Source organism: Lichenihabitans sp. PAMC28606, from assembly GCF_020616535.1.
GTDB lineage: Bacteria > Pseudomonadota > Alphaproteobacteria > Rhizobiales > Beijerinckiaceae > Lichenihabitans > Lichenihabitans psoromatis.
Genome location: NZ_CP085136.1, coordinates 2,090,851 through 2,111,100, shown reverse-complemented (window position 1 = coordinate 2,111,100; position 20,250 = coordinate 2,090,851). Strand labels below are relative to the sequence as shown.

Annotated in this window: 18 protein-coding genes, 2 pseudogenes and 1 riboswitch; of the genes and pseudogenes, 12 read left to right on the top strand and 8 right to left on the bottom strand. The window is 63.1% G+C overall.

Translation table 11 applies throughout. The features are described from left to right. The first annotated feature begins 406 nt into the window (after positions 1 to 406). Positions 407 to 895, top strand: coding sequence for a DUF2147 domain-containing protein (locus LGH83_RS10030; RefSeq protein WP_227401664.1), 489 nt, complete (start codon positions 407 to 409; stop codon positions 893 to 895). 104 nt (positions 896 to 999) lie between these two features. Beyond that, on the top strand, positions 1,000 to 1,716 hold the full coding sequence (locus tag LGH83_RS10025; RefSeq protein WP_227401663.1) for a DUF1345 domain-containing protein: 717 nt from the start codon (positions 1,000 to 1,002) through the stop codon (positions 1,714 to 1,716). 16 nt (positions 1,717 to 1,732) lie between these two features. On the opposite strand, the gene LGH83_RS10020 is transcribed toward LGH83_RS10025, so the two are convergent. Continuing rightward, positions 1,733 to 3,331 carry a DHA2 family efflux MFS transporter permease subunit gene (locus LGH83_RS10020; protein ID WP_227401662.1) on the bottom strand — a complete coding sequence of 533 codons (1,599 nt, stop codon included), beginning with the start codon at positions 3,329 to 3,331 and terminating at the stop codon, positions 1,733 to 1,735. 4 nt (positions 3,332 to 3,335) lie between these two features. After that, positions 3,336 to 4,592, bottom strand: coding sequence for an HlyD family secretion protein (locus LGH83_RS10015; protein ID WP_227401661.1), 1,257 nt, complete (start codon positions 4,590 to 4,592; stop codon positions 3,336 to 3,338). A 131-nt stretch (positions 4,593 to 4,723) separates the two neighbouring features. Between LGH83_RS10015 and LGH83_RS10010 the strand changes: the two genes are divergently transcribed. Continuing rightward, positions 4,724 to 5,383: a TetR/AcrR family transcriptional regulator gene (locus LGH83_RS10010; protein ID WP_227401660.1), complete on the top strand. Its 660-nt coding sequence runs from the start codon at positions 4,724 to 4,726 to the stop codon at positions 5,381 to 5,383. A gap of 50 nt (positions 5,384 to 5,433) precedes the next feature. Here LGH83_RS10010 and LGH83_RS10005 read toward each other — a convergent pair whose 3' ends face one another. Next, positions 5,434 to 6,858: a cytochrome P450 gene (locus LGH83_RS10005; RefSeq protein WP_227401659.1), complete on the bottom strand. Its 1,425-nt coding sequence runs from the start codon at positions 6,856 to 6,858 to the stop codon at positions 5,434 to 5,436. Positions 6,859 to 6,999: 141 nt separating this feature from the next. After that, positions 7,000 to 7,114: riboswitch (TPP riboswitch) on the top strand. Positions 7,115 to 7,145: 31 nt separating this feature from the next. Here LGH83_RS10005 and LGH83_RS10000 point away from each other — a divergent pair. The 3 genes from LGH83_RS10000 (at position 7,146) to LGH83_RS09990 (ending at position 9,883) form a co-directional block, all read left to right on the top strand. Further along, the gene (locus tag LGH83_RS10000; protein ID WP_227401658.1) at positions 7,146 to 7,964 is read left to right on the top strand and encodes an ABC transporter permease; all 819 of its coding nucleotides are present in this window, start codon (positions 7,146 to 7,148) and stop codon (positions 7,962 to 7,964) included. Position 7,965: 1 nt separating this feature from the next. Beyond that, complete coding sequence (locus tag LGH83_RS09995; RefSeq protein WP_413771134.1) at positions 7,966 to 8,910, top strand: ABC transporter substrate-binding protein; 945 nt, start codon at positions 7,966 to 7,968, stop codon at positions 8,908 to 8,910. 70 nt (positions 8,911 to 8,980) lie between these two features. Next, positions 8,981 to 9,883: a patatin-like phospholipase family protein gene (locus LGH83_RS09990; protein ID WP_227401657.1), complete on the top strand. Its 903-nt coding sequence runs from the start codon at positions 8,981 to 8,983 to the stop codon at positions 9,881 to 9,883. A gap of 122 nt (positions 9,884 to 10,005) precedes the next feature. Here LGH83_RS09990 and rpsT read toward each other — a convergent pair whose 3' ends face one another. The 3 genes and pseudogenes from rpsT to LGH83_RS09975 form a co-directional block, all read right to left on the bottom strand. Further along, positions 10,006 to 10,284: a 30S ribosomal protein S20 gene (rpsT, locus tag LGH83_RS09985; protein ID WP_131113290.1), complete on the bottom strand. Its 279-nt coding sequence runs from the start codon at positions 10,282 to 10,284 to the stop codon at positions 10,006 to 10,008. Positions 10,285 to 10,427: 143 nt separating this feature from the next. Beyond that, positions 10,428 to 11,210, bottom strand: a complete 783-nt coding sequence (locus tag LGH83_RS09980) for a TSUP family transporter (protein WP_227401656.1) — start codon at positions 11,208 to 11,210, stop codon at positions 10,428 to 10,430. Positions 11,211 to 11,214: 4 nt separating this feature from the next. After that, positions 11,215 to 11,612, bottom strand: a pseudogene (locus tag LGH83_RS09975) (winged helix-turn-helix transcriptional regulator). A gap of 95 nt (positions 11,613 to 11,707) precedes the next feature. On the opposite strand from LGH83_RS09975, the gene LGH83_RS09970 reads away from it, so the two are divergent. The 3 genes from LGH83_RS09970 to LGH83_RS09960 are packed head-to-tail and all read left to right on the top strand — an operon-like array spanning position 11,708 to position 15,922. Beyond that, a complete protein-coding gene (locus LGH83_RS09970) occupies positions 11,708 to 12,721 on the top strand; it encodes a zinc-binding alcohol dehydrogenase family protein (RefSeq protein ID WP_227401655.1) in 1,014 nt (337 codons plus the stop codon). Between the two features lie 54 nt (positions 12,722 to 12,775). Beyond that, positions 12,776 to 13,828, top strand: coding sequence for an aldo/keto reductase (locus LGH83_RS09965; RefSeq protein WP_227401654.1), 1,053 nt, complete (start codon positions 12,776 to 12,778; stop codon positions 13,826 to 13,828). 48 nt (positions 13,829 to 13,876) lie between these two features. Beyond that, positions 13,877 to 15,922, top strand: coding sequence for an NAD(+) synthase (locus LGH83_RS09960; RefSeq protein WP_227401653.1), 2,046 nt, complete (start codon positions 13,877 to 13,879; stop codon positions 15,920 to 15,922). A 99-nt stretch (positions 15,923 to 16,021) separates the two neighbouring features. Here LGH83_RS09960 and LGH83_RS09955 read toward each other — a convergent pair. Beyond that, positions 16,022 to 16,309, bottom strand: a pseudogene (locus tag LGH83_RS09955) (DUF1244 domain-containing protein); the annotation flags it as partial. A 13-nt stretch (positions 16,310 to 16,322) separates the two neighbouring features. After that, a complete protein-coding gene (locus LGH83_RS09950) occupies positions 16,323 to 17,171 on the bottom strand; it encodes an N-formylglutamate amidohydrolase (RefSeq protein WP_227401652.1) in 849 nt (282 codons plus the stop codon). Positions 17,172 to 17,323: 152 nt separating this feature from the next. Here LGH83_RS09950 and LGH83_RS09945 point away from each other — a divergent pair, with 152 nt between their 5' ends. From LGH83_RS09945 to pyk, 3 genes are all read left to right on the top strand, one after another. Beyond that, positions 17,324 to 18,295: a DMT family transporter gene (locus LGH83_RS09945; RefSeq protein WP_227401651.1), complete on the top strand. Its 972-nt coding sequence runs from the start codon at positions 17,324 to 17,326 to the stop codon at positions 18,293 to 18,295. 10 nt (positions 18,296 to 18,305) lie between these two features. Then, a complete protein-coding gene (locus LGH83_RS09940; protein ID WP_131113281.1) occupies positions 18,306 to 18,737 on the top strand; it encodes a DUF1036 domain-containing protein in 432 nt (143 codons plus the stop codon). A gap of 97 nt (positions 18,738 to 18,834) precedes the next feature. Further along, positions 18,835 to 20,247 (top strand): pyruvate kinase, encoded by a 1,413-nt coding sequence (pyk, locus tag LGH83_RS09935; RefSeq protein ID WP_131113280.1) that lies wholly within the window; start codon positions 18,835 to 18,837, stop codon positions 20,245 to 20,247. Positions 20,248 to 20,250 lie beyond the last annotated feature (3 nt).

Genomic DNA, 20,250 nt, shown 5'->3' with positions numbered 1-20,250 from the left:
CCCCTGGTACAGCAACGCGGCACCAAGGATAACCATCAATCCAACGGAGCCGCCTTCGTTGCGGAAGTTCCTGCGAATAGCTGAGGCATGCCTGCTTTCGCCAAAGAGGAAGCCGTTTGGCAGAAGGCGACGATCATGACGCCGAACGCTCGCGTTCGTCGTCGGCCTGCTGGTTCCAGATGCCAGGACTGGCGACAGCCAACATCCTGCCACGATGCCCTGCGATAGGCCTCGTCGATGACGCTGGTTTCAAACCTGCTCATCCGCCAATCGTCAATGCAAATTGGCGGTCGGTTGGAATTCGGTGATCCCCTGCGGTACGGAAAGCACATTTTTCCGACACCGCCCCAGTGAGGAGCGTTCCGTGAGATTGCTAGTCGGCTCTGCCTTTTTGGGACTTGTGTTGATGAGCAGCCATGCTGTCGCGCAACCCGCATCGCTCGATCCCGTCGGGACGTGGCTGACCGAAGATGGCCGCGCCAAGATCAGGCTGGAGAAGTGCGGCGCGGATAATTCCGGGCTTTGCGGTTACGTGGCCTGGATGAAGGACCCGCTGAATGACAAGGGCCAGCCTCGGACCGATATCAAAAACCCCGATCCGGCGAAGCGGAGCCGACCGAGCCTCGGCTTGCAGATCATTCAGGACCTTAAGCCCGAGGATAAGACGCATTTTGCGGGTGAGATCTACAATGCCGATGACGGTAAAAAATATGAGGTGACGTTGGCGATCGATAAGCCCGCCGAACTCGAAGTGAGAGGGTGCTTGCTGCACTTTCTGTGCGGTTCGCAAACCTGGGCGCGCGTTTCCGATTTGGCGATGAACACGAAGATGGTCGCGACCAAGGTCGCCAAACCTGCAACCGGCATGGCCGCGCATCCTCACGACGCTCAATAAAGCGCTGAGGCCGACCGACATCAGACCGCTTCTGCAGCGGCCTGATGTGATGTGTGAAAGGTTCGGCTTGCGGTGTCGCTATCGGTGATGCGACACACGAGGGCATGAAGACAACTCGCAAATTTTACCGCCCGCGCCCGCTGCTTCGCCGATGGCTCGGCCCGTTTGCATGGCGCCCGCGCCTGACGAGTGGAATCGTGGCCGGTTTGGCGACGTTTCTGGCGCTCACGCTCCTCGCGCCGGGGCTTCAAGCGAGTTCTGCCGCCGTGGTGTCCTGGGACGTCACCTGCGTTTGGTTCGTCGTCCTCATCATGTTGAACTGGCGCAAGCAACAGGGCGAGGACATTCAGGCCTATGTGGCCGAACAAGACGAAGGAAAGGGCCTGATTCTCGGGGTCGTGTTGATTGCAGCAGCCGCAAGCTTGGCGGCCGTCGGCATCGAATTATCGTTGGCCAAAAATGCGGCCGGTTTGGAAAAGGGCCTTCGCATCGGGGCCGCGATCGCCACGGTGGCGCTGTCCTGGTTCACGGTCCAGGTCGTCTTCGCGCTTCATTACGCGCACGAATATTACGCCCCGGACGAAAGCACGCCCCAAGAAGACGACGTGATCGGCGGCCTCAAATTTCCTGGCGATCAGGACCCCGATTATTGGGATTTCCTGCATTTTGCTGTCGTGATCGGCGTGGCATGCCAGACCGCCGACATCGAATTCACATCGAAGCCGCTGCGGCGCATCGGCACCGTACACGGCTTGATCGCCTTTACGTTCAACACCGTTGTGCTGGCTCTGACCATCAATCTGACGGCCAGCCTTTTTTGAAACGGCAGTCGTCGCCTTAATGCGCGTCGCCGCCGCCCTTGCGGGCCGGCCTCTGCATCAGCGGCGTGACGAAGACCAACACCACGAAAAGCACCGTCAGGGCGAGGAAGACGTCCGCCAGAGACATGACGAGCGCCTCCCGCCGCACCATGCGGGCGAGTTGCTTGGTGGCCGACATCGCCGCATCCGATCCCATCGACGCAAAGGCGCCGGTCAGATTGGTCATCATCTCCTCGGCCTGCACATGTCCCCAGGCGACGCTTTCATGCAGCCGCTGCAAGTGCAGATCCCAGCGGTTGTTGATCATCGTGTTGATCATGGCGAGCCCGACGGCGCCGCCAAGGTTACGCGTGAGATTGAACAGGCCGGATGCGTTCTTGAGCTTGCTGGGCGGCACCGTTCCGAGCGCCACATTGTTGATCGGCACCATGGCGGTCATCAATGAAAAGCCGCGCAGCATCTGCGGCACCAACAATTCCCAGAAATCCCAATCTTTCGTGATCAGTGAGGCTTGCCAGGTGCCGATCGCGAAGCCTATGAAGCCGACCCCGATCATGATGCGCGGGTCGATCTTGCCCATGAGACGGCCGACGATCGGCGCCGCGACGAACATGCAAAGACCGGAGACGAACATGGTTTCGCCGATCTGCAGCGAGGAATAGCCGCGCACGTTGGCGAGGTAGACCGGGTAGATGTACGTGAGGCCATAGAGGCCGATGCCCATCACGAACGAGAAAATCGAGCCCATCGCGAGGTTTCGGTTGGAAAAAACGGTGAGATCGACGATGGGCTGAGGGGCCGTGAACGCCCGCCAGAAGAAGATGATGCAGCCCACAATCGAGGCGGCGGCGCTCCAGACGATGACGTTCTCGTCGAACCAGTTTTTCTGCGGTCCCTCTTCCAGCACATATTCCATCGCGCCGAGGAACACCGCCATGCCGAACAAACCCGTCCAATCGAACTTCTGCAGAAGCGACGTATCGGGCTTGTCGAAATCGATCAGGAAATAGGTCGCGATCGTGACGATGATGCCGGGCACCACATTGACCAAGAACAGCCAGTGCCAGGAGAAGAGATCCGTTAGGTAGCCGCCGACCGTGGGCCCGATCGTGGGGGCGAGCGTTGCCACCAACCCGATCAGCGGCGCGATGATCGGCTGCTTTTCCTTCGGGAAGATCATGTAGGACGACGCGAAGACGGTCGGGATCATGGCTCCGCCGATGAAGCCTTGCAGGGCGCGCCACACGATCATCTGATTGATGTCCGTCGCGGTCGAGCACATGAAGCTCATCAGCGTGAAGCCGGCGCACGAAAAGGCAAACAGATAGCGGGTCGAGAAGGCGCGCGACAAAATCCCGGACAGCGGGATCATGATGACTTCGGCGATGAGATAGCTGGTCTGGACCCAGGCAACCTCTTCCGAACTGGCCGAAAGGCCGGCTTGGATTTCGGCGAGCGAAGCCGAGACGATCTGAATGTCCAGGATCGCCATGAACATGCCGAACACCATGAAGATGAAGGTGATCAGCTTGCGTGTGTCGAGCCCCGGGGCCGCCGCGGCGGGCGTGGGCGTCAGCGCTGCAACGGGGCGCGCCGCGATGCTGACAGTCGACATCGGATCAATCCGCCTTGCTGGTGTGCTGACGCACAGCCGACGCGACAGCGTCGAGGCCGAGAGCCGTCATCAGCGAGGGCTGCGGCTCATTTTCGTCGCGGGTATGAACTTCAACCTCCACCGACAGCCCCGGCCGCAGCAGACGCTCATCGGCGACGGCGGTCGGGATCTTGATCCGCACCGGAATGCGCTGCACGATCTTGGTGAAATTGCCGGTCGCGTTCTCGGGGGGAAGCATCGAAAATTCCGCCCCAGAGGCCGGTGCGACGCTCTCAACCTCACCCTCGATGGTGCGGCTCGAGAACGCATCCGGCTTGATCGTCACCTTCTGTCCGGGCTTCAGCCGATCGAGCTGAGTCTCTTTGAAATTGGCTTCCACATAGGCGCTGTCGAGCGGCACCAAGGCCAGCAACCGCGTGCCGGTCTGCACATATTGGCCAGGCTGAACGGCCTTGTTGCCGATGATGCCATCAAACGGAGCCTTGATGATCGTGAAATCGAGGTCGCGCTGCGCCCGGGCCAGCGTGGTGCCGAGCTCCGCCCGCACTTTCTGAGCCTCGAGCTTCTGGGCCTGCAACACGCCGACGTTCGCCTCAGCCGACGAGAGGGCTGCGACGGCGCTCGCCACCGCCGCCGCACTGCGATCGCGGTCGGTCAAGGCTTGATCGAGCCGCTGCTGCGTCCCGTAGCTGCTCTGCATCAGGCTGTTGGCGCGCTGATATTCGGTCACGGTCCGCTGCGCTTCGGCTTTGGCCGAGAGAAGCTGCGCCTTGGCCTGATCGATCATGGCGTTTTGCGCCGAGACCTGTTGGCCGATGCGAGCGATGGTCGCATCCTGCGTGTCGATGCGGGTTTGCGCGCTATCGACTGCGATCTTGTAGTCCCCATCATCGATCGTGGCGAGGACCTGGCCCTTCGTCACGTGAACGTTGTCGACGATCGGCACGGTGGTCACGTAGCCGCCCACCTTCGCGGCGATGATCGACATGTCGGCTTTGACATAGGCATCATCCGTCGACACGAGGAAGCGCCCTTCGACAAACCACTTATAGCCTTCGTAGCCGCCGCCGGCGACGGCCGCCAGCAGCACCAGCGGCAGCACGACACGGCGTCGCTTCTTCTTGGGTGGAAGGACCTGACCCGTCATCGCGACAGCGCTTGGCGCCTGGGTCGCATTTTGCACCACGACTTCGCCGCCCATCGGCATGGTCTGTGCAGCGCCCACCTCAGCCGAGGTTTCGGTAGTAGGATGTTCCGGCATGCCGTGCTCCAACACATAAGATCGAACAGCACGGATTGACTGAACCGTTCGGTCATTTGCATTGACATAGCGGGTCTCCGTTCGTAGATCAAGACTGACTGAACCGTTCGGTCAAACAATTTGGAGCCGACGTGAGCCTCGTATCACCACCGCAGCGATCGTCCGACGACGGGCCCAAGGGGCGTGACGAAGGCGCAAAACGCCGTCAGATCGTCGACGGCGCGCGCGAGGTGTTCCTGCAGGACGGTTTCGACGCGGCCAGTATGAACGAGATCGCGCGACGGGCCGGCGTGTCGAAGGGCACGCTCTACGTCTATTTCGACAGTAAGGAAGCCTTGTTCGAAGCGTTGATCCGCGAGGACAAGCGCGAGCAGGCCGAGCAGATGTGCCGTTTCGATCATCGCGACGCCGATGTCGCGACCACGTTGCAGGCTTTTGGTGAACGGTTGCTGGAACGCATGTTGCGTCCGAGTTCCGTGGCGCATCTTCGGATCGTCGCTAGCGTCGCGGCCAAATTTCCGAGTATTGGACGCGCGTTCTACGAGGCCGGGCCAGAAATCGGTGAGACACGCCTCGGCGACTATCTGCGGGCGCAGGTCGATAAAGGCGTGATCTCGATCGACAATCCGGTGCTCGCAGGCGGCTTTTTCGGCGACATGTGCAAACATTTGCTCCTGCCGGTTCTGCTTTGCGTTCAGGAGACGCCGACAAGCGAGGACATCGCGCGGCATGTCACGGCCGTGGTGGCGGTGTTCATGCGGGCTTTCCCACTCACCGATGCGAAGCCCTAAGCGTCGGCGCTATCGCAAAAGCCTGCTCGGTCCATGTGAAGTGCTGACCGTCAGCGCCGCCGCAAGACCATCGGCATCCCGCCTTTCGGCCGCAGTGAGATGCGCTGGATCGGCATAACCTCGTGCCCTCTGGCGAGGTCCAGCCGGAACGACCGGATGATGGTGGCCAGCATGGTCACGGCCTCCTGTAAGGCAAAGGATGCGCCGATACAGACGCGCGGCCCAGCCCCGAAGGGCAAGTAGGCGAAGCGGTCGATTGTGCCTCGCGCCTCGGGCAAAAAACGCTCCGGCCGAAAATTGTCTGGCTGCTCCCACAGCAGTTTGTGCCGGTGTAGCACCCAGGGCGAGATGATGATCCCGGTTCCCGCCTTGATGCGGATATCGCCGATCTGATCGAAGTCTCGCGCTTCCCGGCTGATTGTGGCCGCAGGCGGGTAGAGCCTGAGGGCTTCGTCGAGCACGGCCCGCGTCTGCAATAATTGATCGAGCACGCCTGGTGCCACGATGCCGTCCGGCAACAAGGCATCGACCTCCTCCTCGACACGACGACGCGCGTCGGGCGCCTGCGACAGCAGATACAAGGCCCAGGTCAACGCGTTGGATGTTGTTTCATGGCCTGCCGCAATGAAGGTCATGACGTTGGCCCTCACCTCGAGTTCACTGAGGCCCGCGCCGGTCTCAGGGTCGGCAGCTTCGAGCAACAAGGTCAACAGGTCCCGTGGCGCGGAGGCGGGATCGGCCGTGATCTGCGCCTGCCGCCGCACGACCATCGCGTCGATCGCATCCTCGAAAAAGGTCAGGGTCGGGCGGGACTGCCATTTGCCAACCCGGGGCACCCACTCTGGCGCATCGAGCACGTCGAGCGGGTCGAGCTTGCCGATCACGTCGAGGTAGCTGGTGACCGCCGTCGCGAATTCATCGGTGGTCCGCGTCAAGCCGTCCGAAAAGATCGTCCGCGCCAGAATGCGAAGCGTGCCGCGCGCCATCTCATTGGCCACATCCACAGTGCGGCCATCACGCTGCCGGCGCCACCGATCAACGAGATTATGCGCAACGTCGGCCATCGTGACCTGAAATTCAGCGACGTTGCGCGGCGAGAATAAAGGCGCCATAGCGCGCCTTTGGCTGCGCCAAAGGTCGCCCTCGGCGAGCAGAAGGCCTTTGCCAAGCCCTTGGGACAGCATGCGCTGCTGCAGGTCGCCCTTCCAGTAATTCGCCGCATTATCGACCAACACATGCCGGATCAGGGCGGGATCGCTGAACACCATCACGCGGCCGAGGAGCCCGGTTCCGCCCACGACTTTCTCGGTGAAATGCCGTTTGGTCCAGGTCGTCATCGGATTGTCGCGCAAGGCACGGAGCAGCTCGAGCGGTCCGAGAGGCTGGTCGAGCGGCACAGGACCCGGCGCCCGTGGAGCGGGACGGCCCTGCCGTGTCTGGAGCGCGATGTCGGATTGCACAGACGTAAAGGTCAAGGCCGGGCCCCCGTCGAAAACTCGATCAACTGTGTAGATAGGGCTCACGGCTGACTTTGCGCCTCGGTCGCTCGAGGCGTTTCCGCACAGCGTGCCGCCGAACACGGTTGCGGCCAAGGAATGGTTCGGCTATGGCTCAAACATTAGTCGTCGGGGTGCCTGGGCGTGAGCCAGGCTGAGACTTCTCGCAAGCCGAGAAAAACCCGTTGAACCTGAACCGGGTCATGCCGGCGGAGGGAACGCGAATGTCGAGGGCACCCCTCTCGAATCTTGTCACTCGTCCACGAATGCTGCCCCGTTTTGTCCCGGCCATAGCCGCGGGGCGGACGGCACGCGCCGCTGTGCCGATTGCCGGCATCGTTACGGGTTGCGGTGTGCTGTTGGCCTGGGAGCTCGCGGTTCGGCTCTTCGCCGTTCCGGCTTTTCTGCTGCCCGCGCCAAGCCGCATCGCCGTGACGCTGGCGACGCGCTGGTCCATCATCCTACCCGAGGCTCTCGTCACCTTCGGCGAAATGATCGGCGGTCTGCTGATCGGCTCCGTCTTCGGGATCGCGGCGGCACTGCTGATGGCGGGATCGCCACGCCTTGAGCGCGCCGTCGGGCCGCTGCTGGTCGTTTCGCAAGCCCTGCCGGTGTTTGCCATCGCGCCGCTGCTGGTGGTCTGGCTTGGTTTCGGCCTCGCCTCGAAACTGGCCATGGCGGCGCTCATCATCTTCTTCCCGGTGACCACGACCTTTTTCGAGGGGCTGCGCCGAACCGATACCGGTTTGCTCGATCTCGGGCGGCTCAATCGCGCTGGCCGACTGCAAATTTTGCTGCTGATCCGCGTGCCCTCCGCACTTCCCGCGCTCGCCTCCGGTCTTCGGGTCGCAGCGGCGGCCGCACCCATCGGCGCCATCGTCGGCGAGTGGGTCGGCTCGTCTTCCGGCCTCGGCCTGCTGATGCTGCATGCCAATGCACGCATGCAGACCGACCTCGTCTTCGCGGGTCTGACGATCCTCGTCGTTTTTTCGATCGCGCTTTGGGGCGCCGTTGGCCTGCTGACACGGCGCCTGGTTTTCTGGGCGCCCGACACCCTATCGCCCTTCAATCCCCAAGGAGAGTAATGTGAATCGAAATCTTCTCATTGCGCTGGCGCTGCTGCTCGGCGTCGGTTGGTCCACCGGCTCCGCGCGGGCCGACGACAAACTTACCGTGATCCTCGATTGGTTCGTCAACCCCGACCATGCCGCGATCGCGATCGCCAAAGAGGGGGGGTACTTCAAGAAGGCCGGGCTCGACGTGACGCTGATCGAACCGGCCGACCCGGCAACGCCCCCGCGTCTTGTTGCGGCCGGGCAGGGCGACATCGCCGTCACCTATCAGCCGACCTTCTACCTCGAGGTGAAGGACGGCATGAACCTGCAGCGCGTCGGCGCCGCCATCGAGACACCGCTCAACACGCTGATCGCGCTGGAAAGCGGCCCGATCAAGACCCTGGCTGACCTCAAGGGTAAGACGATCGGCTATTCGATTGCCGGCTATGAGCAAGCCCTGCTCGAGACCTTGCTGAAGACGGCTGGGCTGACCCTCAAGGACGTGAAGCTCGTCGACGTCAATTTTGCGCTGACGCAGGCGCTCGTCAGCGGGCAGGTCGATGCTGTGATCGGTGGTTACCGCAATTTCGAGCTCACCGAAATGAAGCTCGCGGGTCATCCAGGCCGTGTCTTCGATCCCGAGGATTATGGTTTCCCGCCCTATGACGAACTGATCTACGTGACGACGCCCGAGAAGGCGAAGAGCCCGGCTATCCGCGCCTTTCTGGACGCCACCGAGCAGGCAACGCTGTATATCCTCAACCATCCCGACGACGCCTGGGCCATGTTCATCAAGGCCTATCCGAAGCTAGATGACGACCTCAACCGGCAGGCCTGGAAGGACACGGTTCCGCGGCTTGCGGCCAGCCCAGCCGCCGTTGACCCGGAGCGCTACATCCGCTTCGCCGAATTTTTGAAGGCCAAGGGGCTGATCGATAAGGTCGAGCCGGTGGAGCGCTACATCGGCGCGCGATGAATCATCGTCGCGCGTGACGATCGAAGAGGGCGCATCGGGATCGTTGTCGGGTGAATGGCGTTGTCTCGCCATGACAAACCAGACCCTGACACCGACCCGCGCCCTCGTTCTCGGCGGTGGCGGCCCGATCGGCATCGCCTGGCAGCTTGGCGTCATTGCCGGGCTTGCCGAGAGTGGCGTCGATCTGCTTCAGGCCGACAAAGTCATCGGAACCTCGGCCGGATCGGTGGTCGGAGCGTTGTTGTGTTCCGGCCGCCCCCCGAGCGAGCTCTACACGACCTTCGTGGAGGTGGCGCGCAAGGGGGAGCACGCCGACCAAGATATCGTTTTCGTGGCCGAGGATCTCGCGCCGCTGATCCAATTCATCATGCGAAAGCCGCCTAGCGGTTACGCCGATACGGCTTTGCTGATCGAAATCGGCGCTTATGCGCTGGCCTCCAAGACCGTCGATGAACAGCGTTTCGTTGCCGGAATAGCGCGGTTGATCCAACCTCAAACGGCCGGGCTCGACCAGATCTCATCCAACCAGACTTGGCCGGCACGTTTTGCCTGCACGGCCATCGACGCCGAAACCGGCCTATTCCGCGTCTGGGACGCGACATCCGGCGTCCCGCTCGACCGGGCCGTGGCGTCGAGTTGCGCCGTGCCGGGGCTTTATCCACCTGTGACGATAGAGGCCACACGCTATTTCGATGGCGGGATGCGCTCTCCGACCAATGCCGATCTCGCGGCCGGCTGCGACGAGGTGGTGATGCTCGCCGTCACAGTCCTGCCATTTGCCGATCACATGGCCCATGCGGCACGGCACGAGGCGGAGCAACTTGGAGAGCGCAAGTGTCGCCTGATCGTGCCGGACCAAAAATCACTTGAGGTTTTTGGGCCGAACCTCATGGACCGCAATCGCGGTGCGGAGGTCGCGTTGGTCGGCTTTGAACAGGGACAAGCTGAGGCCGCTCGTCTCCGGATCGGCTGAGCCGCGGCCGCTTTCGGATCAAGAGCCTTCCAAGAGCACCAACGAGAAAACCGCGCGGCCTCAGCCACGCGGTTCAATCAGATCATCGGTGCAACAGCGGCTCTTTCACGAGGCGCATTGACTTAGGATGCGGCAGCCTGGTTCAGAGCCTTGGCCTTACGGGCGAGGCGAGACACCTTACGGGCAGCCGTGTTCTTGTGAATAATGCCCTTCTGGGCAGCGCGCATCACGACCGCTTCGGTCTTGATGAGGATCGGACCAACAACCTTGGCGTCGCCAGCCGTCAGAGCCTCTTCCGCCTTACGCAACTGCGTGCGCATCAGGCTCCGTCGCGCGCGATTGACGCGGGTGCGGCGCTCGATCTTACGGACGGCTTTTTTGGCCGAGGAGGTATTCGCCATTGAGTTTGCCTTGGACGGAGGGCTCGTCAGCGAAAAACCCGCGAACGATAGCCGAATGAAGACGGTGCCTTGCGGCCCGAAGTGGGGCGCATATAGACGCAAATCCGCAGTGCCGTCAATCGGCGACGGAGGCTCTCCGCAGATCAGAACATGCCATGCGCCAGGAGCCAGGCGCCGATCGGATGAGTCGGTGCGATCGATAGCCGGATTGCGAGGACGCAACAAACCGTGATGAGCAGAGGCCGGACCAAGCGCGTGCCGTGCCGGATCGTCATCCACACGCCAATCCGGGCGCCGACGAATTGTCCGACCCCCATCGCGATCCCGACCCCCCAGACGATATGGCCCGACAATGCCAGCACCAGAAGACCCGCGATGTTGCTGGCGAAATTCGCGAGCTTCGTATGGGCTGTGGCCTTGAGCAGCCCGAAACCGAGCAGGCTGACGAAGCCGATCGTGTAGAACGAGCCGGCCCCCGGGCCGAATACCCCGTCGTAGAAGCCGACCAGCGGCACGATCGTCGCAATAAACCACGGGCGTGGCATCCGCTGGTGCACGTCGAGATCGCTGATGCGTGGCGACAGCAAAAAATAAAGCGCGACGGCCGCGAGCAGGAACGGGAGCGCGATCGTGGCCGCGTCGCGTGGGATGTAGGTTAGCGTGAACGCGCCGATGAGAGCGCCCGACATGGCCGCCACCGCGATGGGCCACATCGTTTTCAGATCGATCCGGCCGGCGCGCGCAAACGCCAGGGTCGCCGACCCTGAGCCGAAACTGCCTTGCAGCTTGTTGGTCGCGACCGCTGTCAGCGGATCGAACCCTGCCAGCGCCAGCGCCGGAACGGTCAAGAGGCCGCCGCCGCCTGCGATTGAGTCGATGAACCCCGCCGCGACCGCGACGGCGAATAATGCAAGGATGAGATCCACCTGACTAGACCTGCGAACCGTGGGGCGGCATCACCAAAGCCGCCGCTGGCTCGGGTGGCGCGGCGGGAACGATCTCAAGATGTTCGTCGCCCCAGGATTTGAGCGCGTTGATCACTGGCTCGAGGCTTTGACCAAGTGGCGACAGTCGGTATTCGACCTTCGGCGGCACTTCGGCATAAACGGTGCGGATCACGAGGCCGTCGCGTTCCAACTCGCGCAATTGATTGGTCAACATCCGCTGCGTCGCGTGGGGAAGCTTGCGGCGAAGCTGGTTGAAGCGAGCGTCTCCGCCTGCAAGTGAAACAGGATCACGCCCTTCCACTTGCCGTCGATAAAGGCGAGTGCTCCCTCGACGGGGCATCCCGGCGAGCAATCGAAACGAACATGGCGCGGGCGGGGCATAGTATCCTTTTTGATCCTATGGGCGGTTTATGTGCGTACTTGCCCGTCTTATCCGAAGCGCGACATGGACACTATCGCAAGTTGAGGAGCCTCCCATGCGTGCAGTCGCCTACACCGAGCCGTTGTCGATCGATCATGAAACGGCGTTGATCGACGTCGATCTGCCGAAGCCGACGCCGATCGGGCGCGACCTGTTGGTCGAGATCAAGGCGGTGTCGGTCAATCCCGTCGATACGAAGGTCCGGCGAGGCGTGAAACCCGAACCGGGGACACCCAAGATCCTGGGGTGGGACGCCGCCGGCATTGTGGTGGCGACCGGACCCGAGGTGTCGCTGTTCAAGGTGGGCGACGATGTGTTCTACGCCGGAGCCATCGATCGACCCGGCACGAATGCCGAATACCATCTTGTCGACGAGCGGATCGTCGGGCCGAAGCCCACCTCTCTCGATTTTGCAGAGGCCGCCGCGCTGCCGCTTACCGCGATCACGGCCTGGGAGGCCTTGTTCGACCGCCTCCGCGTCAACGATCGGCAAAAACGCAAAGGGGACGCGATCCTCATCATCGGTGGCGCCGGCGGCGTGGGTTCGATCGCGATCCAACTGGCGCGGTTGCTCACCGACTTGACCATCATCGCGACCGCATCGCGGCCGGAAACCCAGGAGTGGTGCCGGGACCTCGGCGCCCATTACGTCGTCAACCACAATGTGCCGCTTGCGGCCGAGGTGGCAAAGCTCGGGATCGGTGCCCCTAGCTTCGTGTTTTCCACGACGGGAACCGAGGAGCATCTCGCCGACATTGTCGAGCTCATCGCACCCCAAGGCCACCTTTGCGTGATCGACGATGCCAAGACGCTCGACGTGATGGCGTTCAAGCGCAAATGCGTGGCGCTGCATTGGGAGCTGATGTTCACTCGTTCGCTGTTCCACACGCCCGATATGTTCGCCCAGCACGAGTTGCTGTCAGAGGTGTCGCGCCTCGTGGACGCGGGCAAGATCCGCACCACGCTGAACCAGACGCTCGGTCCGATCACCGCCGTCAACCTTCGCAAGGCTCATGCGTTGATCGAGACCGGACGCACGAAAGGCAAGATCGTTCTGGCTGGCTTTTAGCCGAGCCAACGAGCGATGCCGCGATCCGGTGGGGAGCAAACGAGGGCGTGAAGAATGGACTATAGGCAACTTGGGCATTCGGGCTTGAAGGTCTCGGTGCTGACCATGGGCACCATGACGTTCGGCGGTCAGGGCGAATTCGGCAAGGTCGGGTCGACCGATACAGCCGGGGCAAAGCGGCAGATCGACATGTGCGTCGAAGCCGGCATCAACCTGATCGATACGGCGGATGTCTATTCGCGGGGGGCCTCCGAGGACATCGTCGGCGAAGTCGTGGCCGGCAAGCGCGACGATCTGCTGATCGCCACCAAGGCGCGGTTTCCGATGGGCGATGGCGTGAATCAGCGTGGTCTGTCGCGCTACCATCTCGTCAATGCCTGCGAGGCCAGCCTGAAGCGGCTTCGCACCGACCGGATCGACCTCTACCAACTGCATGAGTGGGACGGGCTGACACCGCTTGAAGAGACGCTCGAGGCGCTCGACATGCTGGTCCGCTCGGGCAAGGTTCGTTACGTCGGCGCGTCGAACTACTCGGGCTGGCATCTGATGAAGGGGCTCGCGATCGCGGCGCGCGACAAGCTTCCGCGCTTCATCAGCCAGCAGATCCATTACACGCTCCAGGCGCGTGAGGCCGAACAGGAGCTGATCCCGATCACCCTCGATCAGGGCCTTGGCATCATGGTCTGGAGTCCGCTCGCAGGTGGTCTGTTGTCCGGCAAGTATCGGCGTGGTCAGCCGCAGCCCGAAGGCCGCAAGCTGAACGAGTGGAGCGAACCGCCGGTCCATGACGAAGGCAAGCTCTACGATATCGTGGATGTCGTGGTCGACATCGCAGAGAAGCGAAGCGTGTCCGGCGCTGAAGTTGCGCTCGCGTGGCTGCTCGGCCGCCCCGGCGTCAGCACCGTCATCGTCGGGGCACGGACCGACCAGCAGTTGAAGAGCAATCTACGCGCCGCCGACCTCAAGCTGTCGGAGGAGGAGCGTGGTCGTCTCGACGCCGTCAGCCAGATGCCCCTTGCCTATCCCTATTGGCATCAGGCGCAGACCGCCAACGACCGTCTCGGCCCCGCCGATCTGTCGCTGATCGGACCGCATCTCAAGTCCTAAACCTTCGCTCGACTGGCCCATGCGCCGCTTTTCCGCTAAAAGCGGAGCATGACCTTTCGCTCCATTTACGCTCACGGTTTCGTGCGGGTCGCGGCCTGCACGATCGACACCGCCCTCGCCGATCCCGATCGCAATGCCACATCCATTCTCGACGTCGCACGTCAGTGTCACGATCGTGGTGTCGCGGTCGCCTTGTTCCCCGAATTAAGCCTCTCGGGCTATGCGATCGACGACCTGCTGCTGCAGGACGCGCTGCTGGATGGCGTCGAGGCGGCGCTGTCCCGGATTATCGATGCATCGCGGGCGATGCTGCCGGTTCTTTTGGTCGGCGCCCCCTTGCGGCACGTAAACCGCCTATACAACTGCGCGATCGCCATCCACCGCGGTCGCATTCTGGGCGTGGTGCCGAAAGTCCATCTGCCGAATTACCGCGAATTCTACGAGCACCGTCACTTCGCCTCCGGCCGAGGCCTGGAAGGCGGTCTGATCCGCATCGGCCCGCATGAGGCGCTGTTCGGTCCCGATCTTCTGTTCGTGGCCGAGGACGTGCCGGGCCTGTCGATCCACGTCGAGATCTGCGAGGATCTCTGGGTGCCGACGCCGCCGAGCTCGTCCGGCGCGCTGGCGGGCGCGACCGTGCTGTTCAACCTATCGGCGAGCAACATCACGATCGGGAAGGCGGAAACCCGCCATCTCCTGTGCAAGGCGCAATCGGCCAGCTGCCTCGCGGCCTACGTCTATGCCGCAGGTGGATCAGGCGAGTCGACCACCGATCTCGCCTGGGACGGGCAGACCTCCATCTACGAGAACGGCGCCGTCCTGGCCGAGACGGATCGCTTCCCGGCCGGCGCTCAATTCGCCGCCGCCGACGTCGATCTCGATCTCTTGCGACAGGAGCGCGCCCGCCAGGGCACGTTCGACGACAATGCGCGGGGTGAGGCCGTCTGGCCCGACAGCTTCCGGCGCGTCACCTTCCGGCTCGAACCGCCCAAAGGCGACATCGGCTTCAAGCGGCCGATCGAGCGGTTTCCGTTCGTGCCGTCGGATGGGGCGCGGCTCGCCCTGGACTGCTATGAAGCCTATAACATTCAAGTGTCGGGCCTGCGCCAGCGCCTCCGCGCCATCGGGGTCAAGCGGATCGTCATCGGCGTTTCGGGGGGCCTCGACTCGACCCAGGCGCTGATCGTGGCGGCTCGGGCCTTCGACCTTCTCGGTTTTCCGCGCACCGATATCCTGGCCTATACGATGCCGGGCTTCGGCACGGGCGACGCGACCAAAACCAACGCCCACCGTCTCATGGTGGCGCTCGGCGTCACGGCGCATGAACTCGATATCAAACCCGCCTCGAACCAGATGCTGGCCGATCTCGGCCATCCGTTTTCGCGCGGAGAGCCCGTCTTTGATGTCACATTCGAGAATGTGCAGGCGGGACTGCGAACCGACTATCTGTTTCGCCTGGCGAACTTCCACGATGGGATCGTGATGGGGACGGGCGACATGTCCGAATTAGCGCTCGGCTGGTGCACCTATGGCGTGGGGGACCAGATGTCCCACTATAACGTCAATGCGGGTGTGCCGAAGACCCTGATCCAGCATCTCATTCGCTGGGTCGGTGCGTCGGGGCAATTCGACGACGAGGTCAAGCAGACTCTGGACGAGATCCTCGGGACCGAGATATCGCCCGAACTGATCCCGGTCGAAGCGGGCGGAGCGATGCAAAGCACGGAGGCCAAGATCGGTCCCTATGCGTTGCAGGATTTCAACCTGTTCTACACGCTGCGCTACGGCTTCCGACCATCCAAGATCGCGTTTCTGGCCTTGCGGGCCTGGGAGCGGGTGGAAAATGGCGGGTGGCCGCCGGGATTTCCGGAGGATTTGCGCCGCGCCTACGACCTGCCCGAGATTCGTGCTTGGCTGAAGGTGTTCGTGCAGCGCTTTTTCGGCTTTAGCCAATTCAAGCGCTCGGCGATGCCGAACGGCCCAAAGGTCGTGGCGGGCGGCTCACTGTCGCCGCGGGGCGACTGGCGCGCACCATCGGACGGCAATGCGCGAGTCTGGCTCGACGACATCGAGCGTCATGTACCGGAAGCGTAAACTCGCTCGACCGAGGACGATTGTTCAGCAATCCGCTTTCCGGGACGCGGGATCGACCGCGTCGGGGGTACGCGGCCGTGGGATGTCGGGCGTATGGGCCGCCTGTGCGAAGCGTGTCGCTTGCTCGGGCGTCGCTTCTGTCTGATGCAGCGTCTTCCATTGCTCGTAGGGCATTCCGTAGACGTGTTCGCGCGCCTCGGCCTTGCTGACCGACAGTCCCCGCTCGCGTGCCGCATCCTCGATCCAATTCGACAGGCAGTTGCGACAGAATCCTGCGAGGGTCATGAGGTCGATGTTCTGAACGTCGGTCCGGCTCTGCAGCAGGGCGGTAAGGCGGCGGAAAGCGGCGGCTTCGAGTTCGGTGCGGGTCGTATCATCCATCGTCATGGCGAGGTCTCCTCTAGGCGCGGGCGGGCAGGTCAGCATGCGGGACGGGCCGGGGCGGTTGACCGGCCCGACTTGGATGGTGGGACACGACATGAAGAGGCGCCGCGGCCAGGATCGGGCCGAGAAGGCGCGCCAGTCGTTCGCCCCAGGCTGCGGCGGTCTGCGGCGTCGCGATGAGATCTTGCCGCACCTCGATCAATACATTGGCGAGACCGCGTCGAGTCGCATGGGTGTCGATCGTGTCGCCGGGCAGTGCCCCGTCGTAGGGCTCGTTGTCGCCGACCCGGTCGGACGCGGGTTGCAGATCCGGCTCACGAGCCAGCGCGTCGAGGAGGGGCTTGGTCAGGCGGGGATCGGCATCCCACAGCAGCCCGATGTGCCAGGGGCGGGCGTGTCCCTTCAGGCTCGGGGTGAAGGAGTGCATCGATACGATCGCCGGAACGATGCCGGTCGCCATCATGCGGTCGAGCGTCTGATCGATCTGGTCGCGGTAGGGTTGCCAATAGGTGCGGCGGCGATGCTCGATTTCGGCCGCATCGATCCGTGCATTGCCCGGCACGATCGCACCGTCCGACAAGCGCATGACGAGCGTGGGATCCTCGGCCCCGCGATTGGGGTCGATCAGCAGCCGCGAATAGGTTGCGAGCAGGGCCGGCGCGTCGAGTAACGCGGCCATGCGGCGCGTCGCCTCCGCGGCCCCGATATCATAGGCGATGTGCCGCTCGAACTCGCCGGCGGGCAGGCCGAGATCGCCGTAGCGGGTCGGCAGCGCGTTGGACGCATGGTCACAGAGCAACAGCAGACCGCCATCGAGACGGCCGTCGATCGCAACGACCGGAACGTCGGGGTAGGCATGACGCATCAATCGAAAGACCTTGTTGTGACCGACGTCTGATCTCTGCCACGGCGGGACAGGACCAGCTCACAATAGTCACGCCCTCGCCGATCTGCCATAGAGACCTCTCGCCGCCGCGTCGTTCTCCCGCCATCGTCCCTTTGCCCGCAAGGCCGTTCATGCGTTCCCTGTCGATCCGTTCCGGTCGTGCCGCGTCCGTCGCGGCCTTGCTGCTTGGAGCGCTTGCGATGGGCATTTCGCCGATCTTCGTGAGGTTGGCGGAGGTCGGGCCATTCACCAGCGCGTTCTGGCGCATCGGCCTCGCGATGCCGCTGCTCTGGACCTGGATGACGCTGTCCGAGCGCAACCGACCGGTCGGGGCACCCAAACCCGTGTCCTTTCCGCGCGCCACGGTCCTGGCCGGCGTCATCTTTGGCGCCGATCTCTTCTTTTGGCACCTCTCCATCGCCCATACGACGATCGCCAATGCGACGTTCTTCGCGACGGCGGCCCCGGTCTGGGTCGTCGTTTTTGGTTGGCTGTTGTTCCGTCAACGTGTGACCTCGGCGGTCATGATGGGGCTGGGTCTCTGCCTCGTTGGGGGCGCCGCGCTCGTGATCCAGAGCATGCAGGTCGATCTGTCGCGTCTGCCGGGTGATGCCTACGGCGTCATCACCGGCGTGCTGTTCGGCCTTTACTTTCTTGCGGTCGGTGCGGCCCGCCGCACGTCGAGCGCCGCACGCGTCACCTTTGAACTCAGTCTCATCGCGGTCGCGATCCTGTTCGTCGCGGCGCTGGTGCTCGACCATGATTTCCTCCCCAAACACGCAAGCGGCTGGGCGTCGCTGTTGGCGATCGCCTGGATCAGCCATGCGGGTGGCCAAGGCTTGCTGTCGATCGCGCTCGGGCAATTGCCACCGGTTTTTTCGTCGTTGGTGATTTTTCTCGAAGCCATTGTGGCGGCCCTGTTCGCCTGGGCGGTGCTGGGTGAAGCGGTGACCAGCGTGCAGGCGATTGGGGGCGCCTTCATCGTTCTCGGGATCTGGATCGCGCGTCCACGCACACCAACCGCAACCGAAACCTCTGGCGGTTCGTCGCTTCGCCATGTTGTCGACCAGGATCGCGTGTTCAAAGACGCAGAAATCAAATAAGACGAGCCCCATGAATCGCTTTCACCTTCTGGCTCTCGCGGGCGCGCTTGCGTTCGGATGCCCTGTCGCCGCTCATGCGGACTTTCGCCTCTGTAACAACACATCGAGCCGTGTCTCGATCGCGCTCGCCTACACGGACGGGCAAGCATGGCTGACCGAGGGTTGGTGGAACCTGAAAGCCAACGTCTGCGAGACGCTTTTGCGGGGTCCCCTGGCGGCTGAATATTACTACGTGTATGGCATGGACGAGGGTGGCGGCGAGTGGAAGGGTAAAGCCTTCATGTGCACGCGCGACCACGAGTTCCGGATCGAAGGCCGCCAGGATTGCTTCGTGCGCGGTTTCGATCGGACTGGCTTCTTCGAGGTCGATACCGGCAAGGATTCCAAGAACTGGACCGTGCAACTAACCGACCCGGTCAATCCCGGGGCGCCTAAACCCTAACAAGCGCGGCCAACGGGACGCGCCGACAACCGAGCCGATCATCGCAAGACCGGGCACCATGGGCCGGGTCGATCCTGCTCCAATCAAGAGGCCGAGTATGAGACGCCACCGCCGTGTGAAGATCCTGGCGACATTGGGTCCTGCATCGTCCGATCGGGCCATGTTGGCCAAACTGTTCGAAGCCGGCGCCGACATCTTCCGCATCAACATGAGCCATTCGACCCATGATGCGATGCGCGATCGCATTCGAATGATTCGCTCGCTGGAAGCCGATTTCGGCCGCCCGATCGGGATCCTGGTCGATCTTCAAGGCCCCAAGCTTCGCGTCGGCCAGTTCAAGGACGGCGGGGTCGAGCTTGTGAAGGGCGCGACCTTCGTGCTCGACAGCGATCCCACGCCCGGCGACATCGATCGCGTTCACCTGCCGCATCCCGAGATCCTGCGGGCGCTACGCCCCGGCCATGTCATGTTGATCGATGACGGCAAGATCAAGCTGCACATCACCGAGTCGACGCCCGAGCGCTCGGTCGCGGTGGTCGATGTGGCGGGTCGGATCTCGAACCGGAAGGGCGTCAGCCTGCCCGATACGGAAATCCCGGTGTCGGCCATGACCCCAAAAGACCGCTCCGACCTCGACGCAGCTCTGAACGAGGGGGTCGATTGGATCGCCGTGTCGTTCGTGCAGCGGGCCGACGATGTGGCGGAGGTCAAGAAGATCGCGCGCGGCCGTGCCCTGGTGCTGGCCAAGATTGAGAAGCCGCAGGCGATCGCACGCCTCGACGAGATCATCGAAGCGTCGGATGCTCTCATGGTGGCGCGCGGCGATCTCGGCGTCGAAATGCCGCTCGAGAAGGTGCCTGGTCTTCAAAAGCGCATCACCCGCATGGCGCGCCGCCTCGGCAAGCCCGTGGTGGTCGCGACCCAGATGCTGGAATCGATGATCTCGTCCCCGGTGCCGACCCGCGCCGAAGTGTCGGACGTGGCGCAGGCCGTGTTCGAGGGCGCCGATGCGATCATGCTGTCGGCCGAAAGCGCCTCGGGGCAATTCCCGATCGAAGCGGTCGCGACGATGAACCGGATTGCCGAGGAGGTCGAATGCGATCCCCTCTATCAGACCATCATCTCGGCGCAGCGTACCCCGCCTGAGGCGACCGGAGCCGATGCGATCGCCTATTCGACTCGGACGGCTGCCGAAACTCTTGACCTCAAGGCGATCGTGGCCTGGACGTCATCGGGCGTGACCGGGCTTCGCATCGCGCGCGAACGACCCAGCATCCCGATCCTCGCGCTCACCCCGAACATCGACGCCGCTCGCGGCTTATCGATCGTCTGGGGCGTGCATGCGCTGGTGACCGATGATGCGCGGGATGTCGACGACATGGCCTTGCGGGCCTGCACGGCGTCGGTCGACGAGGGCTTTGCCTCGAAGGGCGAGCGCATCGTTATCGTGGCAGGCGTTCCATTCGGCTCGCCGGGTGCCACCAACATGATGCGTCTGGCTTTCGTCTAACCG